The 19,944-nt window shown below is 43.9% G+C and carries 21 protein-coding genes, 4 tRNA genes and 1 pseudogene; 20 read left to right on the top strand and 6 right to left on the bottom strand.

The window, feature by feature from the left end; translation table 11 throughout:
- Positions 1–17 precede the first annotated feature (17 nt).
- The 5 genes from metG (at position 18) to ACYQZ0_RS06595 (ending at position 5,272) form a co-directional block, all read left to right on the top strand.
- Entirely contained in the window at positions 18–1,499 is a 1,482-nt protein-coding gene (gene metG, locus ACYQZ0_RS06615) for a methionine--tRNA ligase (protein WP_459775810.1), read from the top strand.
- Entirely contained in the window at positions 1,496–2,320 is an 825-nt protein-coding gene (locus ACYQZ0_RS06610; protein WP_459775809.1) for an FAD:protein FMN transferase, read from the top strand. Before metG ends, ACYQZ0_RS06610 begins: the two co-directional genes overlap by 4 nt.
- A gap of 85 nt (positions 2,321–2,405) precedes the next feature.
- Positions 2,406–3,671 carry a DUF3373 domain-containing protein gene (locus ACYQZ0_RS06605; protein ID WP_459775808.1) on the top strand — a complete coding sequence of 422 codons (1,266 nt, stop codon included), beginning with the start codon at positions 2,406–2,408 and terminating at the stop codon, positions 3,669–3,671.
- Positions 3,672–3,839: 168 nt separating this feature from the next.
- On the top strand, positions 3,840–4,358 hold the full coding sequence (locus tag ACYQZ0_RS06600; protein ID WP_459775807.1) for an FMN-binding protein: 519 nt from the start codon (positions 3,840–3,842) through the stop codon (positions 4,356–4,358).
- Positions 4,355–5,272 carry a hypothetical protein gene (locus tag ACYQZ0_RS06595; RefSeq protein WP_459775806.1) on the top strand — a complete coding sequence of 306 codons (918 nt, stop codon included), beginning with the start codon at positions 4,355–4,357 and terminating at the stop codon, positions 5,270–5,272. Before ACYQZ0_RS06600 ends, ACYQZ0_RS06595 begins: the two co-directional genes overlap by 4 nt.
- Here the strand turns inward: ACYQZ0_RS06595 and ACYQZ0_RS06590 are convergent.
- Positions 5,269–6,933, bottom strand: coding sequence for a carbon starvation CstA family protein (locus ACYQZ0_RS06590; protein ID WP_459775805.1), 1,665 nt, complete (start codon positions 6,931–6,933; stop codon positions 5,269–5,271). The two genes, ACYQZ0_RS06595 and ACYQZ0_RS06590, sit on opposite strands and share 4 nt — an antisense overlap.
- A gap of 38 nt (positions 6,934–6,971) precedes the next feature.
- Here ACYQZ0_RS06590 and ACYQZ0_RS06585 point away from each other — a divergent pair, with 38 nt between their 5' ends.
- Both ACYQZ0_RS06585 and ACYQZ0_RS06580 read left to right on the top strand, forming a co-directional pair.
- On the top strand, positions 6,972–7,805 hold the full coding sequence (locus tag ACYQZ0_RS06585) for a type II secretion system minor pseudopilin (protein ID WP_459775804.1): 834 nt from the start codon (positions 6,972–6,974) through the stop codon (positions 7,803–7,805).
- Positions 7,802–8,977 (top strand): type II secretion system F family protein, encoded by a 1,176-nt coding sequence (locus ACYQZ0_RS06580; RefSeq protein ID WP_459775803.1) that lies wholly within the window; start codon positions 7,802–7,804, stop codon positions 8,975–8,977. Before ACYQZ0_RS06585 ends, ACYQZ0_RS06580 begins: the two co-directional genes overlap by 4 nt.
- Here ACYQZ0_RS06580 and ACYQZ0_RS06575 read toward each other — a convergent pair.
- Complete coding sequence (locus tag ACYQZ0_RS06575; protein WP_459775802.1) at positions 8,949–10,463, bottom strand: ArnT family glycosyltransferase; 1,515 nt, start codon at positions 10,461–10,463, stop codon at positions 8,949–8,951. The two genes, ACYQZ0_RS06580 and ACYQZ0_RS06575, sit on opposite strands and share 29 nt — an antisense overlap.
- A complete protein-coding gene (locus ACYQZ0_RS06570; RefSeq protein WP_459775801.1) occupies positions 10,460–10,702 on the bottom strand; it encodes an NIL domain-containing protein in 243 nt (80 codons plus the stop codon). The genes ACYQZ0_RS06575 and ACYQZ0_RS06570 overlap by 4 nt, the downstream gene beginning before the upstream one ends.
- A gap of 71 nt (positions 10,703–10,773) precedes the next feature.
- Here ACYQZ0_RS06570 and ACYQZ0_RS06565 point away from each other — a divergent pair.
- Positions 10,774–10,850 (top strand) — tRNA-Met (locus ACYQZ0_RS06565).
- A gap of 1 nt (position 10,851) precedes the next feature.
- On the opposite strand, the gene ACYQZ0_RS06560 is transcribed toward ACYQZ0_RS06565, so the two are convergent.
- Complete coding sequence (locus ACYQZ0_RS06560; protein ID WP_459775800.1) at positions 10,852–12,594, bottom strand: ABC transporter substrate-binding protein; 1,743 nt, start codon at positions 12,592–12,594, stop codon at positions 10,852–10,854.
- 109 nt (positions 12,595–12,703) lie between these two features.
- Here ACYQZ0_RS06560 and ACYQZ0_RS06555 point away from each other — a divergent pair, with 109 nt between their 5' ends.
- The 7 genes and pseudogenes from ACYQZ0_RS06555 (at position 12,704) to ACYQZ0_RS06525 (ending at position 16,583) form a co-directional block, all read left to right on the top strand.
- Positions 12,704–13,066: a prepilin-type N-terminal cleavage/methylation domain-containing protein gene (locus ACYQZ0_RS06555; protein ID WP_459775799.1), complete on the top strand. Its 363-nt coding sequence runs from the start codon at positions 12,704–12,706 to the stop codon at positions 13,064–13,066.
- Positions 13,067–13,123: 57 nt separating this feature from the next.
- Positions 13,124–13,471, top strand: coding sequence for a type II secretion system protein (locus tag ACYQZ0_RS06550; RefSeq protein WP_459775798.1), 348 nt, complete (start codon positions 13,124–13,126; stop codon positions 13,469–13,471).
- Positions 13,423–13,926: a pilus assembly FimT family protein gene (locus ACYQZ0_RS06545; RefSeq protein ID WP_459775797.1), complete on the top strand. Its 504-nt coding sequence runs from the start codon at positions 13,423–13,425 to the stop codon at positions 13,924–13,926. Before ACYQZ0_RS06550 ends, ACYQZ0_RS06545 begins: the two co-directional genes overlap by 49 nt.
- A pseudogene (locus tag ACYQZ0_RS06540) lies at positions 13,920–13,985 on the top strand (prepilin-type N-terminal cleavage/methylation domain-containing protein); the annotation flags it as partial. The gene ACYQZ0_RS06545 and the pseudogene ACYQZ0_RS06540, both read left to right, overlap by 7 nt.
- 27 nt (positions 13,986–14,012) lie before the next feature.
- Positions 14,013–14,261 carry a hypothetical protein gene (locus ACYQZ0_RS06535; RefSeq protein ID WP_459775852.1) on the top strand — a complete coding sequence of 83 codons (249 nt, stop codon included), beginning with the start codon at positions 14,013–14,015 and terminating at the stop codon, positions 14,259–14,261.
- A gap of 3 nt (positions 14,262–14,264) precedes the next feature.
- Positions 14,265–15,143 (top strand): type II secretion system protein, encoded by an 879-nt coding sequence (locus tag ACYQZ0_RS06530; protein WP_459775796.1) that lies wholly within the window; start codon positions 14,265–14,267, stop codon positions 15,141–15,143.
- An 18-nt stretch (positions 15,144–15,161) separates the two neighbouring features.
- Entirely contained in the window at positions 15,162–16,583 is a 1,422-nt protein-coding gene (locus ACYQZ0_RS06525; protein ID WP_459775795.1) for a hypothetical protein, read from the top strand.
- A 296-nt stretch (positions 16,584–16,879) separates the two neighbouring features.
- Here ACYQZ0_RS06525 and ACYQZ0_RS06520 read toward each other — a convergent pair whose 3' ends face one another.
- Complete coding sequence (locus tag ACYQZ0_RS06520) at positions 16,880–17,563, bottom strand: type III pantothenate kinase (protein WP_459775794.1); 684 nt, start codon at positions 17,561–17,563, stop codon at positions 16,880–16,882.
- Positions 17,560–19,119: a hydantoinase B/oxoprolinase family protein gene (locus ACYQZ0_RS06515; RefSeq protein WP_459775793.1), complete on the bottom strand. Its 1,560-nt coding sequence runs from the start codon at positions 19,117–19,119 to the stop codon at positions 17,560–17,562. Before ACYQZ0_RS06515 ends, ACYQZ0_RS06520 begins: the two co-directional genes overlap by 4 nt.
- Positions 19,120–19,173: 54 nt before the next feature.
- Between ACYQZ0_RS06515 and ACYQZ0_RS06510 the strand changes: the two genes are divergently transcribed.
- The 5 genes from ACYQZ0_RS06510 to ACYQZ0_RS06490 all read left to right on the top strand — a co-directional run bounded on the left by ACYQZ0_RS06510 (position 19,174) and on the right by ACYQZ0_RS06490 (position 19,935).
- A tRNA-Thr gene (locus ACYQZ0_RS06510) sits at positions 19,174–19,246 on the top strand.
- Positions 19,247–19,267: 21 nt separating this feature from the next.
- Positions 19,268–19,352: transfer RNA gene (locus tag ACYQZ0_RS06505), tRNA-Tyr, on the top strand.
- 18 nt (positions 19,353–19,370) lie between these two features.
- Positions 19,371–19,446, top strand: a tRNA-Gly gene (locus ACYQZ0_RS06500).
- Between the two features lie 8 nt (positions 19,447–19,454).
- Complete coding sequence (locus ACYQZ0_RS06495; RefSeq protein ID WP_459775792.1) at positions 19,455–19,640, top strand: hypothetical protein; 186 nt, start codon at positions 19,455–19,457, stop codon at positions 19,638–19,640.
- Between the two features lie 34 nt (positions 19,641–19,674).
- Positions 19,675–19,935, top strand: coding sequence for a hypothetical protein (locus tag ACYQZ0_RS06490; protein ID WP_459775791.1), 261 nt, complete (start codon positions 19,675–19,677; stop codon positions 19,933–19,935).
- Positions 19,936–19,944: the final 9 nt, after the last annotated feature.

The raw sequence follows: 19,944 nt of genomic DNA, 5'->3' as shown, positions 1-19,944 counted from the left end.
ACGTATAATTAAAAACCATGAGAAAAAAGTTTTACGTTACGACTCCCATATATTACGTTAACGACGTTCCCCACATAGGGCACGCTTACACAACCATAGCCGCGGACACAATAGCGAGATACTACAGAATGAGAGATTACGACGTTTTCTTCCTCACGGGAACGGACGAGCACGGCCTAAAGATACAGAAAAAGGCGGAGGAGCTCGGGATATCCCCGAAGGAGCTCGTTGACAGGAATGCGGAGAGGTTTAAAAAGCTCTGGGAGTTCCTGAAGATAGAATACACGAAGTTCATAAGAACAACGGCCCCCTATCACGTGAAGTTCGTTCAGAAGGTCTTTGAGGAGTGCTACAAAAGAGGTGATATATACCTCGGTGAGTATGAGGGATGGTATTGCGTCGGATGTGAGGAGTTCAAGAGCGAGGCGGAGCTTGCCGAAGATTACACCTGTCCCATACACCAGAAGAGGTGCGAATACATAAAGGAACCCTCTTACTTCTTCAGGCTTAGCAAGTATCAGGATAAGCTCCTTGAGCTTTACGAGAAAAACCCCGATTTTATACAACCACCTTATAGGAGGAACGAAATTATTTCCTTCGTAAAGCAGGGATTGAAGGACCTTTCGGTTACGAGACCGCGAGAGCGTGTAAAATGGGGGATACCCGTTCCCTTTGACCCGAACCACACCATTTATGTGTGGTTTGACGCACTTTTTAACTACATATCCGCCCTTGAGGATAAGGTGGATATATACTGGCCTGCGGACCTCCATATAGTCGGGAAGGATATACTCAGGTTTCACACCGTTTACTGGCCTGCCTTCCTCATGTCCCTCGGATACGAGCTCCCGAAAAAGGTCTTTGCCCATGGCTGGTGGACCGTTGAGGGGAAGAAGATGTCAAAAACCCTCGGAAACGTGATAGACCCCTACGAGGTTGTTCAGGAATACGGGCTTGACGAGGTAAGATACTTCCTCCTGAGAGAGGTTCCCTTTGGTCAGGACGGGGATTTCTCAAAGGAAGCTATCTTAAACAGGATTAACGGAGAGCTCGCAAACGAGATAGGGAATCTTTACAGCAGAGTTGTAAACATGGGAAACAAGTTCCTTAGTGGAGAGGTGAGCGGGGAGAGGGACCAGGAGTATGAAAAATTCGCAAAAGAGGTTATAGAGAACTATGAGAAGTTTATGGAGGAGCTTAACTTTTACAGGGCAATAGAGGAGACACTGAAGCTCACTTCTTACCTCAACAAATATGTTGACGAGAAACAGCCCTGGAATCTCAACAAAGAGGGAAGGACAGAAGAGTTAAGAAAGGTTTTATACGCACTCGTTGACGGGCTTAATGTCCTTACCCACCTCCTTTACCCGATAATGCCCAACAAAATGAAGGAAGCTCTTGAGATGCTCGGTCAAAAAGAGTTTTCAAAGGAAGTAAAACCATACCTAAAGGAGAGCTATAAACTCGGAGAGAGAAAGATACTCTTCCCGAAGAGATGATATTCCTTCTCCTTCTCCTTTCCTTTCTCTTTGCCGAAAGAGTCTTTTACCTTATGGGAACTTATCTGATAACCGATAATATTGAGGGAAAGGAGGTAAAGGTTTACAGATACCTGAGGGGGCTTGAGGAGAAGATTTCCCACTTTATTCCCGAGTCCGATGTGAGCCAGATAAACAGAAACGCAGACATAAAATCCGTAAAAGTTTCCCGTGAAACTTATGAACTCGTAAAGATATCCCTTGAGATGGCAAGAAAAACTTATGGATACTTTGACCCAACGGTCGGAAGCTACACGATAAACAAAAAGAAGGAACTCATAAACTATAGAAACGTTGTCCTTCGGGATGGCAAGGTCTTTCTAAAGAAAAGAGGTATGGCCCTTGACTTTGGAGGCATAGGAAAGGGATACGCCCTTGACAAGGCAAAAGAGTTCTTAAAAACCGAGAAGGGATTTCTTGCCCTTTCGGGGGATATGGCCATATGGGGACACACGAGGGAGATAGGCATTTACAACCCCTTAACGAAAGGCATTCTCCTAAAAGCTAAGAATAAAGGGGATGTGTGCATATCAACCTCAGGAAATTACTTCCGAAAACACATTATAGGAAAGGAAGGAAATAAACTCCAGGTTACCGTTCTTCACGAAAGGTGTGCGGTTGCGGATGCCCTTGCTACCGCTCTATTTGCATCACCCGAGGGAGAAATTAAGAAAATCCTGAGAAACTTCCCAAAAGCTGGAGTTCTCATCCTTTACAAGGACGGAAGTCTTTACATAAACAAAGCCTTCAGGGAATACCTAAAAGATATAACGATTTTCTGATAAATCTCATAGAAAGGCTGTTAGGTATTCGGTTTAATAAACTACAGCTATTGAAACTAAATCTCAAATTCATAGGAGGTATGAGATGAGAAAAGCCTTTCTTCTCTCCTTAGCTCTCTTCGGCTTAGGCTTTTCGCAGGAGGACCTAAAAAAAGAGGTTGAGAAGCTCAGAGAAGAGATTAAGGTTCTCAAAGAGGAGTTCAGGAACTTGAGATTAGAACTCGTTATTCCCGAGGCCTCCCGTCAATACGGGGGATACGGACCCGCAGCCTCAAAGGTTTACCAGTTGAAGAAAGGCGTGTCCATAGGTGGATACGGTGAGCTTTTCTTTATACATAATCCCGATAAGGAACCGAAAACTGAGACGGACCTGAAGAGAGTAATACTTTACTTCGGTTACTCATTTTCAGAGAAATTGAAATTTAATTCCGAAATTGAGATTGAGCACGCGTTCGTGGAAGGAGGAGAGGAAAGCGGTGAGCTCGCGATAGAGTTTGCCTACCTTGATTACAGCTTCAGGCCCGAGTTCGGGATAAGGGGAGGTATGGTTCTCGTTCCCGTAGGAATTATTAACGAGGTTCACGAACCACCGACCTTCTTCTCGGTTGACAGGCCTTACCTTGAGAGGAACATAATCCCGACAACCTGGAGGGAAAACGGTGTAGGTGTTTACGGGGATACGAAGCTCATAAGCTACAGGGCTTACGTGCTAAACGGAATGAAGGCGGAAGAGGGAGAGTTTAAAGCCTCCGCTCCCTTAAAGAAGCTGAGACAGAACGGGGGAGAGGCAGCCATGGACTCCCTCGCCTTTACGGGAAGGATAGACATCAAACTCCCGAGAAACCTTACGGTAGGAGCGTCTACCTTCATATCGGGAGTCCAGAACGAGGAGGGAGACAACCTCGGAAACGTTTACCTCTTTTCTCCACACGTCTGGTGGCAATATGGAGGATTTGACATAAGGTTCGTAGGTGCTTACGCAACGGTAAGCGATGCGGAGAATATAACCCTTGAGCTTTCTCCTTCAACCTGTGCGGTTGATAAAAGCACTTGTGAAGTATTCCCAAAACGCATGCAGGGATTTTACCTTCAAGTTGCTTACAACGTCCTGAGACACTTTGACACGGAACAGGAGCTCTACGTGTTCGGCATATTTGAGAGCTACGACACCCACGCATCCGTCCCCTCGGGATACGAAAAGCCCGAAGGCTCGGAGCTTAACATTTATAACTTCGGTATATCTTACAAGCCCCATCCCCTCGTAGCCCTCAAGGCGGATTATGTCCGTGAAGACTACAAGGATAAGAAGGATAATGATGTTTATCGTGCAGCAATCACATGGATGTTCTGAAAAAGCCCCTGCGGGAGCACCACCCCCGGGAGGTGGGGGGACCTTTTATTATTTTTTACGGAGGAGGTGAATGGCACGGAGCGCCATCCTTTACCTCCTACGGGAGCACCGCCCCTCGGGAGGTGAGGGGGAGGGCTTTTTATTTTATTATCTTTTATGGAGGTGTGAATGTCAATAAGCGCTGTCCTCTTCCTCCTACTTTTTCTTTTTGCTTTTTCAAATGAAACAAAACCTGAAAAAGTTCTAAAGGAATTATACCCTTCTTCCAAGATAGAGGCTGTTGACAGAATTCTCACAGAGGAAGAGTTAAAGAAAGCTGAAAAAATCGCTGGAATGAAGATAAACACCCGTTTTGTTACCTTTTACATAGTGAAAAAGAAAGACCGTGTTCTTGCTTACGGATACGTTGATATCCACAGAGTGAGGACAAAACCCGAGGCTGTTTTATACGTTATATCCCCCAACGGGAAGATTGAGCTTATAGAAATCCTCGCCTTTTACGAGCCCATAGAGTATTTACCTCCCAAGGAGTGGCTTGGGCTGTTCAGAGGAAGAAGCATAAACAACCTCAGGTTTAAGAAGGATATCCCGAACATAACGGGGGCCACGCTAAGCGCAAGGGCTGTAGCAAAACACGCAAAGAAGGCGCTCGCACTCTGGAAGGTTCTCTTCGGAGGCAAGGAATGAGGTTTCTCCTGTCCGCGGACGTGAAAAGTAACAAGCCTCTCTTTTATGGACTCCTCACATTCATTCTCTTCGGATTTTTATTCTGGATTGGAAACTTCTTCTATTACGATGCGGTTTACGGACTTTCCGTAAGGAAGCTTAGCATATTCTTCTTCGGAGAGCCCGACTTTCCGGAGAAGGTATCCCTCTCAACCCTATTCCAAGAGATGCACATATTCCTTTTCATTAACTTCTTCTTCGTTTTTCTTCTCTTCTCAATAACAAACCTATTCTCATACAGGTTTAAATACCTACTCGCCTTCTCTTCGTTTACCTTTTTGTTCCTCCAGCCCCTTTATGACGTCGTTATTTATCTGACCGAGCTTAAACTCCTTATTTACCTGAAGAATATTTCTTTCTTTCTCTACCAGCTTACAACTTTTATAGTTCTTGCGTTAACCCTTTATAAGCTCATTAAGAAGGAGAAAAATGTTCAGGATTTCGGATTCTTAAAGCTCCTCATAGGCATTTTCTCCCTTTTTGCGGTAATATTCACCATTTTAAACTTCTTTCTTTTTAAGGAAAAGCTGGGACTCAGCCCCGAGAGTGTAAAGGAGTATTACCTCGGAGACCCCAAGAAATTTTTAAAGCCAAAAAGCCTTGAGGGGCTTATAAAGGTTTCCCACCCCCACACCCTCAGCATTCCCGCTTTTTACTTCGCCCTCGGCCACTTCCTCCTCTTCACGCCTTACAAAAGGAAGACGCTAACCTTTCTGCTTTTGCTTGTCCTTCCCCTTTTTGAGAGCCTGTCGGGATTTTTCATAAGGTATGTTCACCCCGATTTTTCCCTCATAAAGCTCCTTACATTCTTTCTCTCTTCTCTTTTAACGCTCTTCGTTGCCTTTTACCTTCTGAGGGAGTCGTTAAAGCCCTAAGCGGTTTTCGGCTCCCTCACAGCCTTAATAGTCTCAAATATTATGAAGCTCTCAAGAAGCAGGATAACGAAGCTAACGCTGAAAAGGAGCATGTCCCCCTTCATGAGGTTGTTCCAGGCATTCATAGCCATGGCGAGAGAAGTTATTATGAGAACAAGAATCATGGGAATGGATACGGGCCACGTAGGTTTATTGACGCTCCTGAGATACAGGTATCCCACGAGAAGGGCAAGGCCTGCAAGGAGCTGGTTTGCCGCACCGAAAACGGGCCAGAAAACCATACCTCCCTTTCCGCCTTCCTTTGAGAGGACGAGAGCCATAGAGGTTAGAACCGCAACCCCTGAGGCAACCCAGGGATTTACGAGAAACCTGAAGCGGTATATCTCCCCGAGCTCGTTCAGTATGTATCTCTGAATCCTTACGCTCGTGTCCATGGTAGTTGCCGCAAAGAGGACAATAAGCGTTGCTATAACAGTCTTTCCGAAATCAACGGGAATTCCTATGGAGCTCAGCAGGTTCGCTCCGCCCTCAACAACCGCAACGATACTTGAGGATTTTATGGAAGCCCAGGAGCTGTAAAGCTCGTGAAACCTGTCCGCGGAAAACATAGCTATACCCGCGGTCGTCGCTATTATCACCGCAAGGGCTAATGAGCTTTCGCCCATAAAGCCGAGATAACCCACCGTTCTCGCGTCAGTTTCCTTCTCAAGCTGTTTTGAGGAAGTTCCCGAGGATACGAGAGCGTGAAAACCGCTTAGAGCACCGCAGGCTATCGTTATAAAGAGGAACGGGAATATGGGGGGAGCACCCTCGGGAGAGAGGTTCACAGCGGGGGCAACGATTTCGGGATTCGCAACGAGAGCACCCACGTAAAGAAGGAAAAGCAGAACAAGAAGCTGAAGCCCGTTCAAAAAGTCCCTCGGCTGGAGTAAAACCCATACGGGAAGCGAAGAAGCAAAGAAGGCGTAAAGGAATAAAACAATTATCCAGAACATTATGGGACTCAGCCCCAGACTCTCCGCAAGGGGCTTTATATCAACGGGAACTATACTCCCGAGGTATATCCCTCCATAAAGGATTACGAGGAAGATTACCGTCAAAAAGAGAAAGTTAAGCCTGAGCTTATAAACGCTCAGCCCGAACACAACCGCAAGAGGTATAACGAGCCACGCAGGAATCACGCTCGTTGGAAACTTAACGAAGAGAAGGGATATAACGTATGCAAAAACAGCGTTAACGAGAATGGCAAGGGCAAGCAGAAGGAGAAGGAATAAAACCCTCGCTTTCTCACCGAGATACTCACCAAGAATTGTTCCTATGGACTTTCCCTTATGCCTTATGGACGTCACAAGGGCTGTAAAGTCATGAACTCCTCCTATAAATACCGCACCGAGAACAACCCATAGAAATGCGGGAAGCCATCCCCATATCACCGCTATGGCGGGACCCACTATCGGACCAGCGCCCGTTATTGAGGTAAAGTGGTGTCCCAGCAAAATCCATTTATTCGTGGGAACAAAATCAACCCCGTCGTTTATCTCCCTCGCAGGCGTTGGATTATCATCCCTCAGCTCAAAAATCCTTGCAAGATATCTTGAGTAAACGAGATAACCGAAAGCGTAAAGGAGAAATGCAACCACTATGAGGAGTGAAGCACTCATAAAATTTTATTTTAGTGATAGTCGTAATAGTCCTTATTATGTTTCTTACCCTTTCTTACTACAGCGCGGACCTCATGCAGGAAACCCTATCCCTTAAGAAAACCTATCAGAAGGTTTACCTGAAGGAGAAACACGCCCTTCTCCTTGAGTCTATCCTTCCAAAGGTTATTCGTCTCCTAAAAAGCGAGGACCCCTCTTACGATGCCCTCACGGACCCCTGGGCGAGACCCTACGCGGTTGATACACCCCTCGGAACTGTAAGCGTTCAGATTACAGACGAAGACAGGTATATAAATCCCAACTACCTTATGAGAGTAAGAGGATTAAAGGAAGCCTTTGAAAGACTCTTAAGAATCCTTGAGATAGATACGATGCTACTTGAGAGAATACTCGTCTGGAGCGGACAGGAAGAGGGATACATTGACACAGAGTATCCTCTAAAAAAGAAACCCCTTGATTCCATTTACGAGATAGAGCTATTCTGGGAGAATAAAGGAGACCTCTACGGAAAGAAAAGGGATATGGAGGAAATTCCAGGACTCTTTGAGCTAATAACAGTGTTCTCGGATGGGAAGGTGAATATAAACACCGCTCCCATTTACGTTCTGATGGCACTTGACAGGGATATAGACTTTAACCTCGCCAAGAGAATAGCGGACTACAGGAAAGAAAGACCCTTCAGGAGAGTTGAAGACCTACTCCTCGTTGATGGAATGAACCTTGATATAGCATACAGAATAAACCCAATGGTTAAGGTGAAAAGCAGGTTCTTTAAGATAGAGCTCTCTGTGGATACGGAAGACGTGAGAACAACCCTTATAGCGGTTTACGACAGGGAGAACAACAGCGTAGTTTATAAGGAGCTGAGATGAAGGAGTTTTTATACGAGGGCTTGAGGGAAGGGAAGAAGGTAAGAGGCGTCTTGAGGGCAAGGGATAAGAGGGAGCTCATACTAAAGCTAAAGAGGGAGGGAATAAGACCTATAAAACTGAAGGAGAAGAAAGAGAGGAGCTTTACCCTTTTCAGGAAAAAGGTATCGGACGAGGAGCTTGCCTACATACTCCTTGAGCTTTCTGTTCTTCTCTCCTCGGGCATTCCCCTGACGAGGGCTGTTGAGCTCGTCTCTTCACAGGCGGAAAATGAGGAGCTGAGGAGTGCATTAAATCAGGTAAAAAGCTCCCTTGAGAAAGGAGAAAATATAGCGGAAGCCTTCAGGAAGACAGGCATATTTCCTGAGTTCCTCTCGGAGATGCTTACGGGAGTCCAGAGGGGGGAGAACCTTGAGTTCATATTTAAGGTTGCAGGGGAATACTTACAGAAGGTTTCGGAATTCAGGAGCAGACTCCTTTCCTCAATAACTTACCCCTCAGTGATAATACTCTTCAGTTTCATATCCCTATTCGTTGCGGTCAAGTTTGTAGTTCCGAAGATTGCGTCAGTCCTTGAGGACTTAGGTAAAGAGCTACCCCCTATAACGAAAGCCATTCTGTTCCTTTCCGACCTCTTCACGCTTCTCATACTCCTTCTCCCTGTTTTTCTCATTCTGTTTCACCTTCGCGAGAGATTTGTATCAAGGGAGAAACTCCACGAAATACTCTTAAAGATACCCGTAATCGGAAAGGTAAACCTCTACTTTAACCTCTCAAGGTTTGCGAGAGTTCTTTCAATGCTCCTTGAGGCAGGCGTTCCCCTGAATACCGCCCTTCGCATATCCGTAAAGAGCTTCTCAAACCTCTACCTGAGAAAGAAAATAGAGGAGTTAATACCTCAGGTTGAGAGGGGAAAGAGCTTTTCTTCGCTTCTTTACAAAGTGGATATACCAAAACTCTTCTCAAGTCTCGTGGAGACGGGAGAAGCAAGCGGGGAGCTTGAGAAGATGCTTGAGCTTGTAGCGGAAATTTACGAAAAGCAGGCGGACAGAACGGTAAACTTCTGGCTCAGAGTGGTTGAACCCCTTTCAATACTCGTAATAGGTATAACCGTCGGGATAATTGCCCTTAGCGTAATACTGCCCCTCACCGAGATTTCAGCCGGCCTTGAGTGAGAATACACAGCTTAAACTCCCTGAACCTCTTCCCTCTTTTTATATCCATCAGGAACTTAAAAAATCTTGACTCCGAGGACGTGTAAAGCTTCCAGCTTTTTATTCCCTCGCACTCGGACAAATCACTCCTCACGAGGATTAATCCCTCCTTTATCTCACTCAAACTCTTATTCCTTATTACCACCCTGTCCGCATAAAAGGGAAGGTTATGGTGGAAAAAACCGACCTCATAAGTTTTTAGCTTACCCGAAGGGTCTATATCTTTTATAGCCCTCCCTATCTCCCTGTAAGGTCTGTATTCCTCAACAAAGGGAAGTATAACCGAGGAAAGATACAACAAGAAGGCAAATCCCGCAAATGCGGGAAACAGGATAAACCTTCTCGTGAAAGCAGGTATAAATGCAAGGAAAATTAGGGGAATTATAAAAAGGCTCATCTTTATGTAAACCGCAGAAAGAATTAAGGCAAGGCTGATGAGCGTTCCGAGGAGTAAAGAGAGGAATACTTTCACCTTTCTCATCTCTGAGGATAGCAAGAAGTGGGCAGTTATTACGGCCATTGCTGGGTATGCGGGCATTATGTAAACGGGTATTTTCATCTTAACCAGGCTGAAAAGGGTAAATATGAATAGAAACCAGGTTAAGGGAAACCTGAGCTCCTTTTTTCTGAAAGCCCAGAAAACTGCGGGGAAGAAGAGAAGGGAGTAAGGAAGAAAGGAAACGTTAATATCAAGTGCGTAAAAGTAAATGGGGTCCTTCTGGAGAGCGTATATACGCTTTATATTTTCCTTTATGAAAACCTCAAGAAATACCTCTTTGTTTGCAAAATACTGGTATAAGAACCACCACCCCCCGGCTATAAAGACGAAAGCCGTTCCGAGGTAATACCTGATTTTTAAAAGCTCCTTAGGGTCGTTAAAAAGGAGATAAAAGAATATAACTCCCGCGGGGAGTGCGAATCCCGCAGGACCCTTCGTGAGAACCGCAAGGGAGGAAGAAACTAAAGCCAGCAGGAAAAATAAATTCTTCTTCTCGGTGTAATACTCAAGCCAGAGGTAAAGGGAAAGGGTTATAAAGAACGTGAAAGGGACCTCGGGAGAGGTATACCTTGCGTTTGCTATGAATATAAAGGAGAGATTCAGAATTAATGCGGAAAGAAGGGAGACGTCTTCCTTTTTCGTAAGTTTCTTTGATACTAAATAAGTTAATACTCCCGTAAGAATTCCGAGGAACGCCTGAAAGAACCTTAAGCCGAACTCGTTTATACCGAAAATCTTAAATCCGAGTGCTGAAAGCCAGTAGGTTAAGGGGGGTTTATTCAGCCTTAACTCTCCGTTATAAACGGGCGTAAGGTAGTTTCCCGTCTCAACCATATTCTTTGACGCGTCCGCGTAAAAGGACTCGTTCGGTATCCATACCGCGTTATACCCGAGGTTAAAAAAGTAGAGAAATACCAGGGGTAAAAAGAATACGAGCTTCTTTTTCATTCCGTAAATATCTGCCCTTCTATAGGCTGAACCTCAACTCCCTGTTCCTCAATGAACTTTATAGCCCTTTCTATCTCGTCTGACTCCCCGTCTATCTCAACGAGAAGGAAACCCGTATCCTGAGAAACCTGAGCCTTCCTTATGTTAACGACGACGTCAAAGTTCTTACAAACCATACACAAAATAGGTTCCTTCACCTTCTCCTCGGGGTATATCAGCTGAAGCCTTACCATATTCATATCGCTTATTGTAAACCAGTTATCCCACTTGACACATATCTTTTTCGCTCTTATAATAATTAAACTGGTAACGCGGGGTGGAGCAGCCTGGTAGCTCGCCGGGCTCATAACCCGGAGGTCGCGGGTTCAAATCCCGCCCCCGCAACCAATCAATCCCAAATCTTGTAAACCCTTAAAGGTTCATACCATCCCCATACGGTCGGGAATACATTCTTTAAGCTCTTTCTTACCGCAACCATGCTTTTGGGTGCTGTTATAAAAATCATCGGCTGCTGTTCCGTTATAATTCTGAATGTCTCTTTATAAATCCTTACCCTCTTTTCAAAGTTCAGCTCTGTAGCCCCCCTGTCTATAAGCTCGTCAACCTTTTTTTCCCATTCGGTTGAGGGTTTTTTCTGTCTGGGATACCACATATGGAGTGCTCCCGATGAGTGCCATACGTTCCTACCGAAGTGGGGGTCAATGGAGCCCGTAAGGCCTATTATTACCGCTTCCCATTCGTAGGGAGGGGAAGTAAGTTTTGAAACAAGTGTATTAAAGTCTATGGGCTGGAAGTGAACCTTTATACCTATTTTTCTTAGGTCCTCCTTTATTATTGCTCCCATCATCTCCCTTTCCTTATTCCCTGCATTCGTTATCAGCGTAAACTCAAGCTCGTGTCCCTCTTTATCTTCAAGTATTCCGTCCCCATCCCTGTCACTGAAGCCAATACTCTCAAGAAGTTTTTTTGCCTTCTTTAAGTTAAACTCATACCTCGGGTAGTAAGCGGGGTCGTAATAGGGCTTATTGGCGGGAGTTATCGGTGTGTAAAGGGGTTCCGCAAGCCCGTTATATACGAGATTAACTATTCCCTTTCTGTCTATCGCATGGGATATAGCTATCCTGAAAATTCTGTTTCTGAACCACTCTATTTTATACTTCGGAATGTTTGCGTTCGGATTTTGGTTGAAAACGAGGAAAGTCGTTGAGGGCGTAGCCCCTAGGTCGTAAATTACAAAGTCCTTAACCTTTTGCCTTGCGAGGAATAAGATATCCTGAGCCCGAACGCCGATGTAATCAATCTCCCCGTTTACAAACTTAAGTAAAGCGGTATCAGGGTCGGGAACTATTACACCGATTTTTTTCTTTATATAAGGAAGCTTATTCCCCCTCTCGTCCCTCTCGTAGTAGTAGGGATTCCTTTCGTAAATCACCTGTTGGCCTTTTACATACTCCTTTATTTTGTATGGACCCGTTCCCACTATCTCTTTCGGGTCCGTGTTTACGTTCCAGGCTGTTGAAAACTTCCCTTCCTTCATAAATTTTTCAAGCTTATGTTTTGGCAATACTTCCGCACCCAAGGAGTTTAAAAAGGGAGCGAAAGGCTTGGGGAGAGTAAATTTAACCGTGTAATCGTCTATCTTTTCAACCTTTATTTTCTTTCCCTCAATCGTGAATATATCCCTCATTGATGTGGGCACTTTATCGTTTAAGTAAACATCCCTGAATGTGAATACAACATCATCAGCCGTGAAGGGCTTCCCGTCGTTCCACTTTACTCCTTTCTTGAGCTTAAATATCCAAACCCTTCCCCCTTCTTTCACCTCCCAGCTTTCCGCAAGGTCAGGCTCAACCCTCATGGTTTTTAGGTTCAGCTTGGTAAGACCGCTGAAAACGCCCGATAAAACCTCCGTTGAAGAGGTTTCCATTGCAAGTGCAGGATTTAAGGTCTTGGGGTCTGAAGAGAGGTGAAACCTTAAAGGTTTATCAGGAATTCTTTCAGGAGCAGAAGGTATAGCTTTGCTTATGTCAAGCTTTACTATCTCAATCTTTCCGCTTTTTGGTGAAGAAGAAAGATAAAAGGGTAAAAAAGAAAGAGTGATAATGATAACCGCTAAACTAAGTGCCACCATACGGGATTAGTATATAGAATTTAAGTTAAAATTCTTGCCTTCTTATCTGAGTAGGTGTTAAATTGAGATATAGGGAGCCGGCTCCCAAAAACTAAAAGGAGGTGTTGCCATGAGAAGAGGTTTCACGCTCGTTGAACTATTAATTGTTGTGGCAATCATTGCCATTCTTGCAGCCATTGCCATTCCGCAGTTCGGTAAGTACAGGAGAAATGCGGCAAAAGCTGCTTGTATGGCTGACTTGAGGAACGCGATATCCATGTGTGCAGCGGCACTGGCAGCAGACCCCTCAAAAACAAGCTGTGAAGCAGGTACAGATTTTCCAGAAAATACAAGTAATGCCCAAAATATTACTATTAATGTTGATAGTGATGGAACCATAAGCGGAAGTGCCGAATGTAAAGGAGCTGCAAGTGGTATAACGTGCAATGCTACGAACTCAAATGGAGCTATAACAATATCCTGTACTGAATAAGAGCGTGGGGGTGGTTAATATTCCCTTTTTCCCTTTTTTCTTTTTCTATTTTTTTCTATGCGTGCCTTTACACTTGTTGAACTTCTTGTAGTAATTGCTATAATCGGTATCTTAAGCGCTCTAGCGGTATTCGGGGCTTTTCATTACACACGTGAAGCGGTAAAGATTCAGGCTCTTTCAGATTTAAGAAATTGTATAAGTTTTCTTGTAATAGCGAGACAAAGCGGGGACACGAGAACTACTGAAGAAATCGTTAATGATTGCCCCAAATCCCCTTATACGGAAGAGATAACGCTAGAAAGTGAGAATCCCGTTGTGCTAAAGGCAAAGGCAAGAAGTTTTTTGGGAGAGGTGGAATGTTCATACAGAGAAAATATAGGCACCATACAGTGTTCTATGGAGTAAATAATCGTAAGGGTTTTACGCTTGTTGAAATACTTTTTGTAGTAAGCATAATTTTAATTTTGCTTTTTGTGGGAATAATTAATGGAAAAAGATACTATATGAAACTTAAATTCTCCCAATACGAACAATCTTTAATAAATTTAACAAAACTTGCGAAACTTCTTGCCCGTGAGAAAAGTCATAGCATAGCTGTATGCGTAGAAGGAAGGAAGATAAAGATAGTAGATATAGGAACTTCAAGGAACTTTACCTGTAGTGGAGAGGTTTTAAGTGAGCTATATATAGAGGAAAGAGAATTTACTGTTAGTGGGGAGGGTTTCAGTTTTGACCCGAGGGGACTCGCAATAAAGTGGAATCACATTTGTCTTTCCTTTCCGTCGGAAAATAGATACGTTAAAGTTATCGTAGGGCGTTTCGGTTCAATACGTGTGGAAAGAGGAAGAGGACCATGTTGAAGCGAGGCTTTACGCTTATTGAAGCTCTTATAGCGACTGTAGTTTTATCTATACTTGTTTTTTCTATCTTAAACCTTATTACGAATATGGGGAGCCTGGTCAGAAAAGATTTTGAGACATACTGCCTCGTCCAGGCGGCACTATCAGGTCTGGAAGCCAGAAGGGCGAACGATGGAATAACGTCCATAAACCTGCATTGTGGAGGGAAAAATATCCACGTTAGACTTAGAGAAGGTTCATGGATTAGTACCTCTTGTTACGAAATTGAATCGGTAGCTCACAGCGGAACACGAAGTATAAAACTCAAAGGTGTTGTCTGCGATTTCGGAGGATAAAGTATGAAACGGGGGATAAGCTTAACGGAAGTTCTCGTTTCAATCGCTATAAGCTTAGTAATTCTCGGTGTTGTTCTCAATACTTTTTTGGGAGCGGGAAGAAGTGCAAAGGAAATTAAAAAGGTTGTTGACGTAAAAGATTATGCAAAGGAAGGAATAGCTAAACTTGACTGGATTTTTCAAAGGTGGGGCGTGGGAGTCCCATGCGATGACCCAACAGGAGATAATAACTGCACCGCTATAAGAGCGTGCGGAGGAGAGGATAACTATCCCCCTCCCAGTTCCCTTTGTATAAATGTTTCACGTGGAGACCCATGCGATACCATACAGTTTTATGCCTCGCTCGGTGGTATGGGTTTTGTCACAAGGATTTATGGTGTCAACAAAGTAGCAGTATTAAGCTGTCGTCTGGAGACACGTGATAATGATAACTGCTACTATATAAAACGCGGGGGATTATGGGTAAGGGACGAAGAGGATAACTTAGTAATAGCCTCAATATCTAATTTGGACCCCCCCCGCACACTTGATTGTGTAGACTTTGATGGAAGAAGCAACGCAACTATGGACAGGGAGGTTGAAACTCAGGATGACAGAACCTTAGAACTTGAAAGCGGAGACCTATTAATCCGAGTTCCATACAGGATAACCCTTTACTGTGCTCCCTTTCGTAGTGATAATAATAGACTTTGGTTGTATATGCGTATTGAGGATATGGCGGGATGCAAAAGGGAGCATCCTCAACCCCTGGTTCCCGTGGAGTCCTTTAAAGTTGTTAACGACCCTTACACGGATGGTTTTGTACGACTAAGAATAACCTTCAGAGGAGCGGATGGAAATACTTTAACTATTGAAAGGATTTTCGGACGTTTAACACGTTAATTTTTAGGAGGGAATAAGATGTTAAGTAGAGGTTTTTCACTTGTAACGGTATTTGTTCTTAGTACACTTATCACCACACTTGGCATAACCGTATTTATGTTAACAAATATAGACATTAGGGCTACCTATTCCGATGTGAATTTCTACCTTGCGGAAAGTGCTGCAAGAACAGGTATATTAAGAGCAATGGATAGAATATACACAGATGAAGGTTTCTGTGCAAATGAAAGTTTTAGTGGAGATATGGGAAATTCCTCTTACGAAGTGGATATAATAAGAAGCGGAAGGATATGTTTCATAAGGTCAGTAGGTAAGGCGAGGGGGGCAAAAGTAGTAAAAACAGCTATAATACAATCCTATTACGGTGTAGGGTTATACACGGTAAGGGGAGATGTGGATGCGTATTACGGTGGAGGAAGACTTTCGGGATGCGATACATCGGTTGACCCAGTGTGTTACGTTCCCGCCTTTATAGCAAGTGGGAGAATAAGGATAAGGGGATGGGTAAGACCCAGATTATGTTCGCAAGATAGAGGTGGTAGAGGAATATATGGAGACCCGGCGTTACTCCCTGAAGTAGGTTTTCACGACCTTACTCCTTTATTTTTTAATGTAGATTGTTTTAACTCTAAACAGGATACCGCATGCGAGTACGGGCTTAATGATGCCCTTGAAGAAACTTATGCTATAAACTGGATAAACGATAACAAAGACTTTGAAATAGATGAGTACGGGCAAGTTATTGTAAGATTACCTGAGATTCCCCCGAATGCATGCGTAATACGAAGCAATATAACAAGTATAGATTTAAGGAATGTAGATAGCTCTATATGTGAGGACCCTACGTCTGATACGAGCTTTCTTTATATGAGATATATGCCTGTAAGGTTAAGAGGAACACCCCAAAAGCCGACGATTATATTCGCAGACACAAACCTTATTTTATATAGAGTGGATGGAGGTGAACCAGAAGGTGAAAATGATTTTGGGGCACCTTTACTGAATCTAACTATTTATGTTAAAGATACTAATATATTCCTCCGTGATGATATAGAAAATGTAAGAATAGTTATAGAAAACGGAAGCATAGTAGGCTGGAAACCGGGTAGACTGACAATAAGAAACTCTATTATTGTGCTTGGCTACCGCGAAAGTGATGATGGTAATACGAAATATTTTAGAAACATCTTATACCTTAGAAGACCTCGGAACTTTTTTATGAACGATTCAGCATTTTTCGGTGCATCCATAAGGTTTAGAAATTTTAGCAGGAATTATATAAGGGGCAGTTTGGTTTATCTTTACGCTAACGCATGTCCTGATGCATGCAGTAGAGATTCAAGTGATTCATCTATTAGAGCTTGCCGCTATGATTTAGGAAGATGTGGATGGGCAGGTATAAGTAGTCACTTCACTCACAGAGTATATTTCGGAGAATAATGATAATCCTTCGCTCTTAATAAATGTAAACTCCGTAGTAGCTGCATACAGCAATTCATTTACCGGTGTATATTTTGGTCATGATGTAAACTATATATGGGGATACAGAGCACGTGTAAGGGGCGTACTTTTAAGGAATTTTCCTGAGAATTTAACCTTAGACATCGGATTCAACAGAGCTACAGATTTTTCTTTCAGTAAAAGAGCTACCGATAAAGTGGCGAATAAGTTCTGGTTCTTCAGAAAAATTTCTTGTATAAGGGACGATATTAGGCCTATAACGCAGGTTATACAAACTATGATGACTCATTACTGAGCAATTTTATCCCTTTATGTATTAAATACTCGTCATATATGCCAAATTCTTTAAGAAGTTTTCCGTCCCCTCCCGTTATTACCACTTTAAAATCCCTTTTAAAATACTCTCTCCACTCCTTTATGGTTTCTCTTACAAAAGTTTTCGCTTCTTTTATCACTCCTCCGAGAACACATTCTTTGGTTGATTGTCCCACTTTAATTTCTAAATCTTTGAAAGAAAGTTCCGGAATTCCTTCAGCACTTTTAAAAAGCGTTTCAAGTTTCTTTCTTACACCCAGGGTTATAAATCCTCCGTAAAACTTTCCGTCAAGGACGAGGTCTATAACGAGAGCGGTCCCCGCACTTACAACAATAACGTTATTCCCGTAAAACTCCTTTGCTCCGAAGGCCATAATAACTCTATCCGTTCCGAGCGTTTCGGGAGTTTTGTAAATTATTTCAATAGGTATATCTTCCGTCTTTATAAGTTTAACTTCCTTGAACTTCTTAAATAAATAAGTGTTCAGGCTCGGTTTTACGGAAACCGCTACCGCGGGAATGTTCATAGGCTCAAGCTTTTTAAATTCTTCGTGAGAAAGCTTTAAAACTTTCTCGGGTTTATTTTCGTTCCATATGAGTATATCCACAGTCGTGTTTCCTATGTCAACGGTTGCCCTTCTCATTCCTTCCTTAGATATCCTCCACCACCGGGCGTTTCTATCCTTAATCTATCTCCCTTTTTCAGGTTTGTGTAAAACTTTGAGGGCAATTCCTTTATTTTTCCTCCGGTTATTATAAGGTTTTTCCCGGGCTCTCCTGGCTCTCCCCCGAAAAGTCCGTAAGGGGCAAGCCTTCTTCTTTCAGAAAGAACCGTAACCTCAACTTCCGTTAAGAACTCATACTCCCTTACTATTCCGTCTCCGCCCCTGTAAAGCCCCTCACCTCCGGAGTTCCTTCTTATTGAGTACTCCTTTACGAGAACGGGATAGTGGTGCTCAAGGGCTTCTATCGGTGTGTTCATCGTGTTTGTCATGTGGGAGTGGACCGCACTTTCCCCGTCCCCTTTCGCACTTGCTCCCATACCTCCGCCTATGGTTTCGTAATAGGTGAAGGGTTTCCCGTCCTCATTTATTCCCCCTACCGCTACGTTGTTCATCGTTCCCTGACTCGCCGCGGGAACCTCTTCGGGTATAACCTTTGAGAAGGCCCCCAGAACCACGTCAACTATCCTCTGGGAGGTTTCAACGTTTCCTCCGGCAACACCCGCCGGAAACTCCGCGTCAACAACCGTTCCCTTCTTTGTAATTATCTCTATAGGTTTAAAACACCCCTCGTTTATGTGTATATCCCTTCCAAGTAGAGCTATTACCGAGTAATACACCGCAGATTCCGTTATGGACCTTACCGCGTTTATGCCACCCCGCGTTTGAGGGTCCGACTCCGTAAAGTCAAAAACGAGCTTATCCTTCTCCACTTTAAGCTTGAGCTTTATCTTTATATCCCTCATTTCGTATCCGTCGTCCTCCATGTAGTCCTCAAACTCGTAAACTCCCGAAGGGAATTTCTTTATCCTCTCCCTCATGTATCTTTCTGAATACTTTATTAACTCCTTTGCGTAGAAGTTTACCTTTTCAAGTCCCTCCTTCTCAATAAGCTCTTTAAGCCTCTTTATTCCCGTTATGTTTGCCATTATCTGGGCTTTAAAGTCTCCTTCCCTCTCTTCAGGGGTCCGGACGTTTCTCAGAAATACCTCCATAAAGTCCTCGTTTATCCTCCCCCTCTTCAATAGCTTTATAGGGGGAATTATAAATCCCTCCTGGAATATGCTCGTTGATAAGGGCATTGAACCGGAGGTTGAGCCCCCTACATCCGCATGGTGGGCCCTGTTTGCGACGAAGAAAAGGAGCTCCCCCTTATAAAAAACGGGCGCAACGAGGGTTATATCGGGAAGGTGAGTCCCTCCCATATAGGGGTCGTTCAAGGCGACCATGTCCCTCTCTTCAAAGGTGTGTTTCTCTATGGCGGTTTTTACGGACCGGGGCATGGAGCCGAGGTGAACGGGTATATGGGCTGCCTGAGCTATCAGGTTTCCCTCTTTATCAAATATGGCACAGGAGAAGTCCCTTCTCTCCTTTATGTTGGGGGAGAAGGCTGTTCTCTGGAGAACCACTCCCATCTCTTCCGCTATAGAGCTGAAGGCGTTTTTAAAAACCTCAAGCAGTAAAGGAGCTTTATCCATCTTGACACCTCTGGAAACTATTTATACAATAATATATTGGCACGTGTGATAAAAGCTGGCGTAGCTCAGCTGGCAGAGCGCGGGATTTGTAATCCCGTGGGCGCGGGTTCGAGTCCCGCCGCCAGCTTGGAATTGGGGCAGGATGCAAGGAGGGGTGGCCGAGCGGCCAAAGGCAGGGGACTGTAAATCCCCCGGGCGTCCGCCCTGCGCAGGTTCGAATCCTGCCCCCTCCATGTTATAATTATCTGTAAGCGGGCGTAGCTCAGTTGGTAGAGCAGCGGCCTTCCAAGCCGCAGGTCGCGGGTTCGAGTCCCGTCGCCCGCTCCATAACTATTATGATGCAGTGTTTTCTATCCTTCTTTGCGGGATTCATAATAGGATTCCTTTTAGCCCTCTCCCTAATCATAGGCATAACGCTTATTCCCATCATTCTTCTAATTGTCTTCGGAGTAATTCTCTACTACTACATAAAGTACAAGAGGGAGCAGAAGAGAATGAGAAGATACTTTGAGGAGCTGTAAAATAGTTTGCAACAACCGATATAATTAATTGAGAATGGTTGACAGGGTAAGTCTATACCGTCTTATAAGCTTTCTCACGGAAAAGGGGAAAACGGAAGAGAAAAAGCAAAAGGAGAGCGAAATAAAGGAGGAGTATAAGTTAACACTATCGGAGCTCGCCAAGGAGCTTTCCCAAAAGGAAATAAGAGAGTATACTGATAAGAAAATTGAGAGGATAAAAGAGCTCCTTCAGAAGGGGGAGTATAAAACTAACGATAAGGCTATCCTTGAAGCTTTAAAGGACTTTTTCACCTGATAAACTAAA

It is taken from the genome of Aquifex pyrophilus (assembly GCF_054656935.1).
This window is presented reverse-complemented; position numbering and strand designations above follow the sequence as displayed.

Bases quoted from the DNA above. Each gene is read 5' to 3' on its own strand.
- ACYQZ0_RS06525 (WP_459775795.1), top strand. From the start codon at position 15,162: ATGTTAAGTAGAGGTTTTTCACTTGTAACGGTATTTGTTCTTAGTACA.
- ACYQZ0_RS06575 (WP_459775802.1), bottom strand. From the start codon at position 10,463: ATGAAAAAGAAGCTCGTATTCTTTTTACCCCTGGTATTTCTCTACTTT.
- ACYQZ0_RS06555 (WP_459775799.1), top strand. From the start codon at position 12,704: ATGAGAAGAGGTTTCACGCTCGTTGAACTATTAATTGTTGTGGCAATC.
- ACYQZ0_RS06545 (WP_459775797.1), top strand. From the start codon at position 13,423: ATGTTCATACAGAGAAAATATAGGCACCATACAGTGTTCTATGGAGTA.
- ACYQZ0_RS06595 (WP_459775806.1), top strand. From the start codon at position 4,355: ATGAGGTTTCTCCTGTCCGCGGACGTGAAAAGTAACAAGCCTCTCTTT.
- ACYQZ0_RS06580 (WP_459775803.1), top strand. From the start codon at position 7,802: ATGAAGGAGTTTTTATACGAGGGCTTGAGGGAAGGGAAGAAGGTAAGA.
- ACYQZ0_RS06600 (WP_459775807.1), top strand. From the start codon at position 3,840: ATGTCAATAAGCGCTGTCCTCTTCCTCCTACTTTTTCTTTTTGCTTTT.
- ACYQZ0_RS06520 (WP_459775794.1), bottom strand. From the start codon at position 17,563: ATGAGAAGGGCAACCGTTGACATAGGAAACACGACTGTGGATATACTC.
- ACYQZ0_RS06570 (WP_459775801.1), bottom strand. From the start codon at position 10,702: ATGAATATGGTAAGGCTTCAGCTGATATACCCCGAGGAGAAGGTGAAG.
- ACYQZ0_RS06490 (WP_459775791.1), top strand. From the start codon at position 19,675: ATGGTTGACAGGGTAAGTCTATACCGTCTTATAAGCTTTCTCACGGAA.
- ACYQZ0_RS06515 (WP_459775793.1), bottom strand. From the start codon at position 19,119: ATGGATAAAGCTCCTTTACTGCTTGAGGTTTTTAAAAACGCCTTCAGC.
- ACYQZ0_RS06530 (WP_459775796.1), top strand. From the start codon at position 14,265: ATGAAACGGGGGATAAGCTTAACGGAAGTTCTCGTTTCAATCGCTATA.
- ACYQZ0_RS06535 (WP_459775852.1), top strand. From the start codon at position 14,013: ATGGGGAGCCTGGTCAGAAAAGATTTTGAGACATACTGCCTCGTCCAG.
- ACYQZ0_RS06550 (WP_459775798.1), top strand. From the start codon at position 13,124: ATGCGTGCCTTTACACTTGTTGAACTTCTTGTAGTAATTGCTATAATC.
- ACYQZ0_RS06605 (WP_459775808.1), top strand. From the start codon at position 2,406: ATGAGAAAAGCCTTTCTTCTCTCCTTAGCTCTCTTCGGCTTAGGCTTT.
- ACYQZ0_RS06590 (WP_459775805.1), bottom strand. From the start codon at position 6,933: ATGAGTGCTTCACTCCTCATAGTGGTTGCATTTCTCCTTTACGCTTTC.
- ACYQZ0_RS06610 (WP_459775809.1), top strand. From the start codon at position 1,496: ATGATATTCCTTCTCCTTCTCCTTTCCTTTCTCTTTGCCGAAAGAGTC.
- metG (WP_459775810.1), top strand. From the start codon at position 18: ATGAGAAAAAAGTTTTACGTTACGACTCCCATATATTACGTTAACGAC.
- ACYQZ0_RS06560 (WP_459775800.1), bottom strand. From the start codon at position 12,594: ATGGTGGCACTTAGTTTAGCGGTTATCATTATCACTCTTTCTTTTTTA.
- ACYQZ0_RS06495 (WP_459775792.1), top strand. From the start codon at position 19,455: ATGATGCAGTGTTTTCTATCCTTCTTTGCGGGATTCATAATAGGATTC.
- ACYQZ0_RS06585 (WP_459775804.1), top strand. From the start codon at position 6,972: ATGTTTCTTACCCTTTCTTACTACAGCGCGGACCTCATGCAGGAAACC.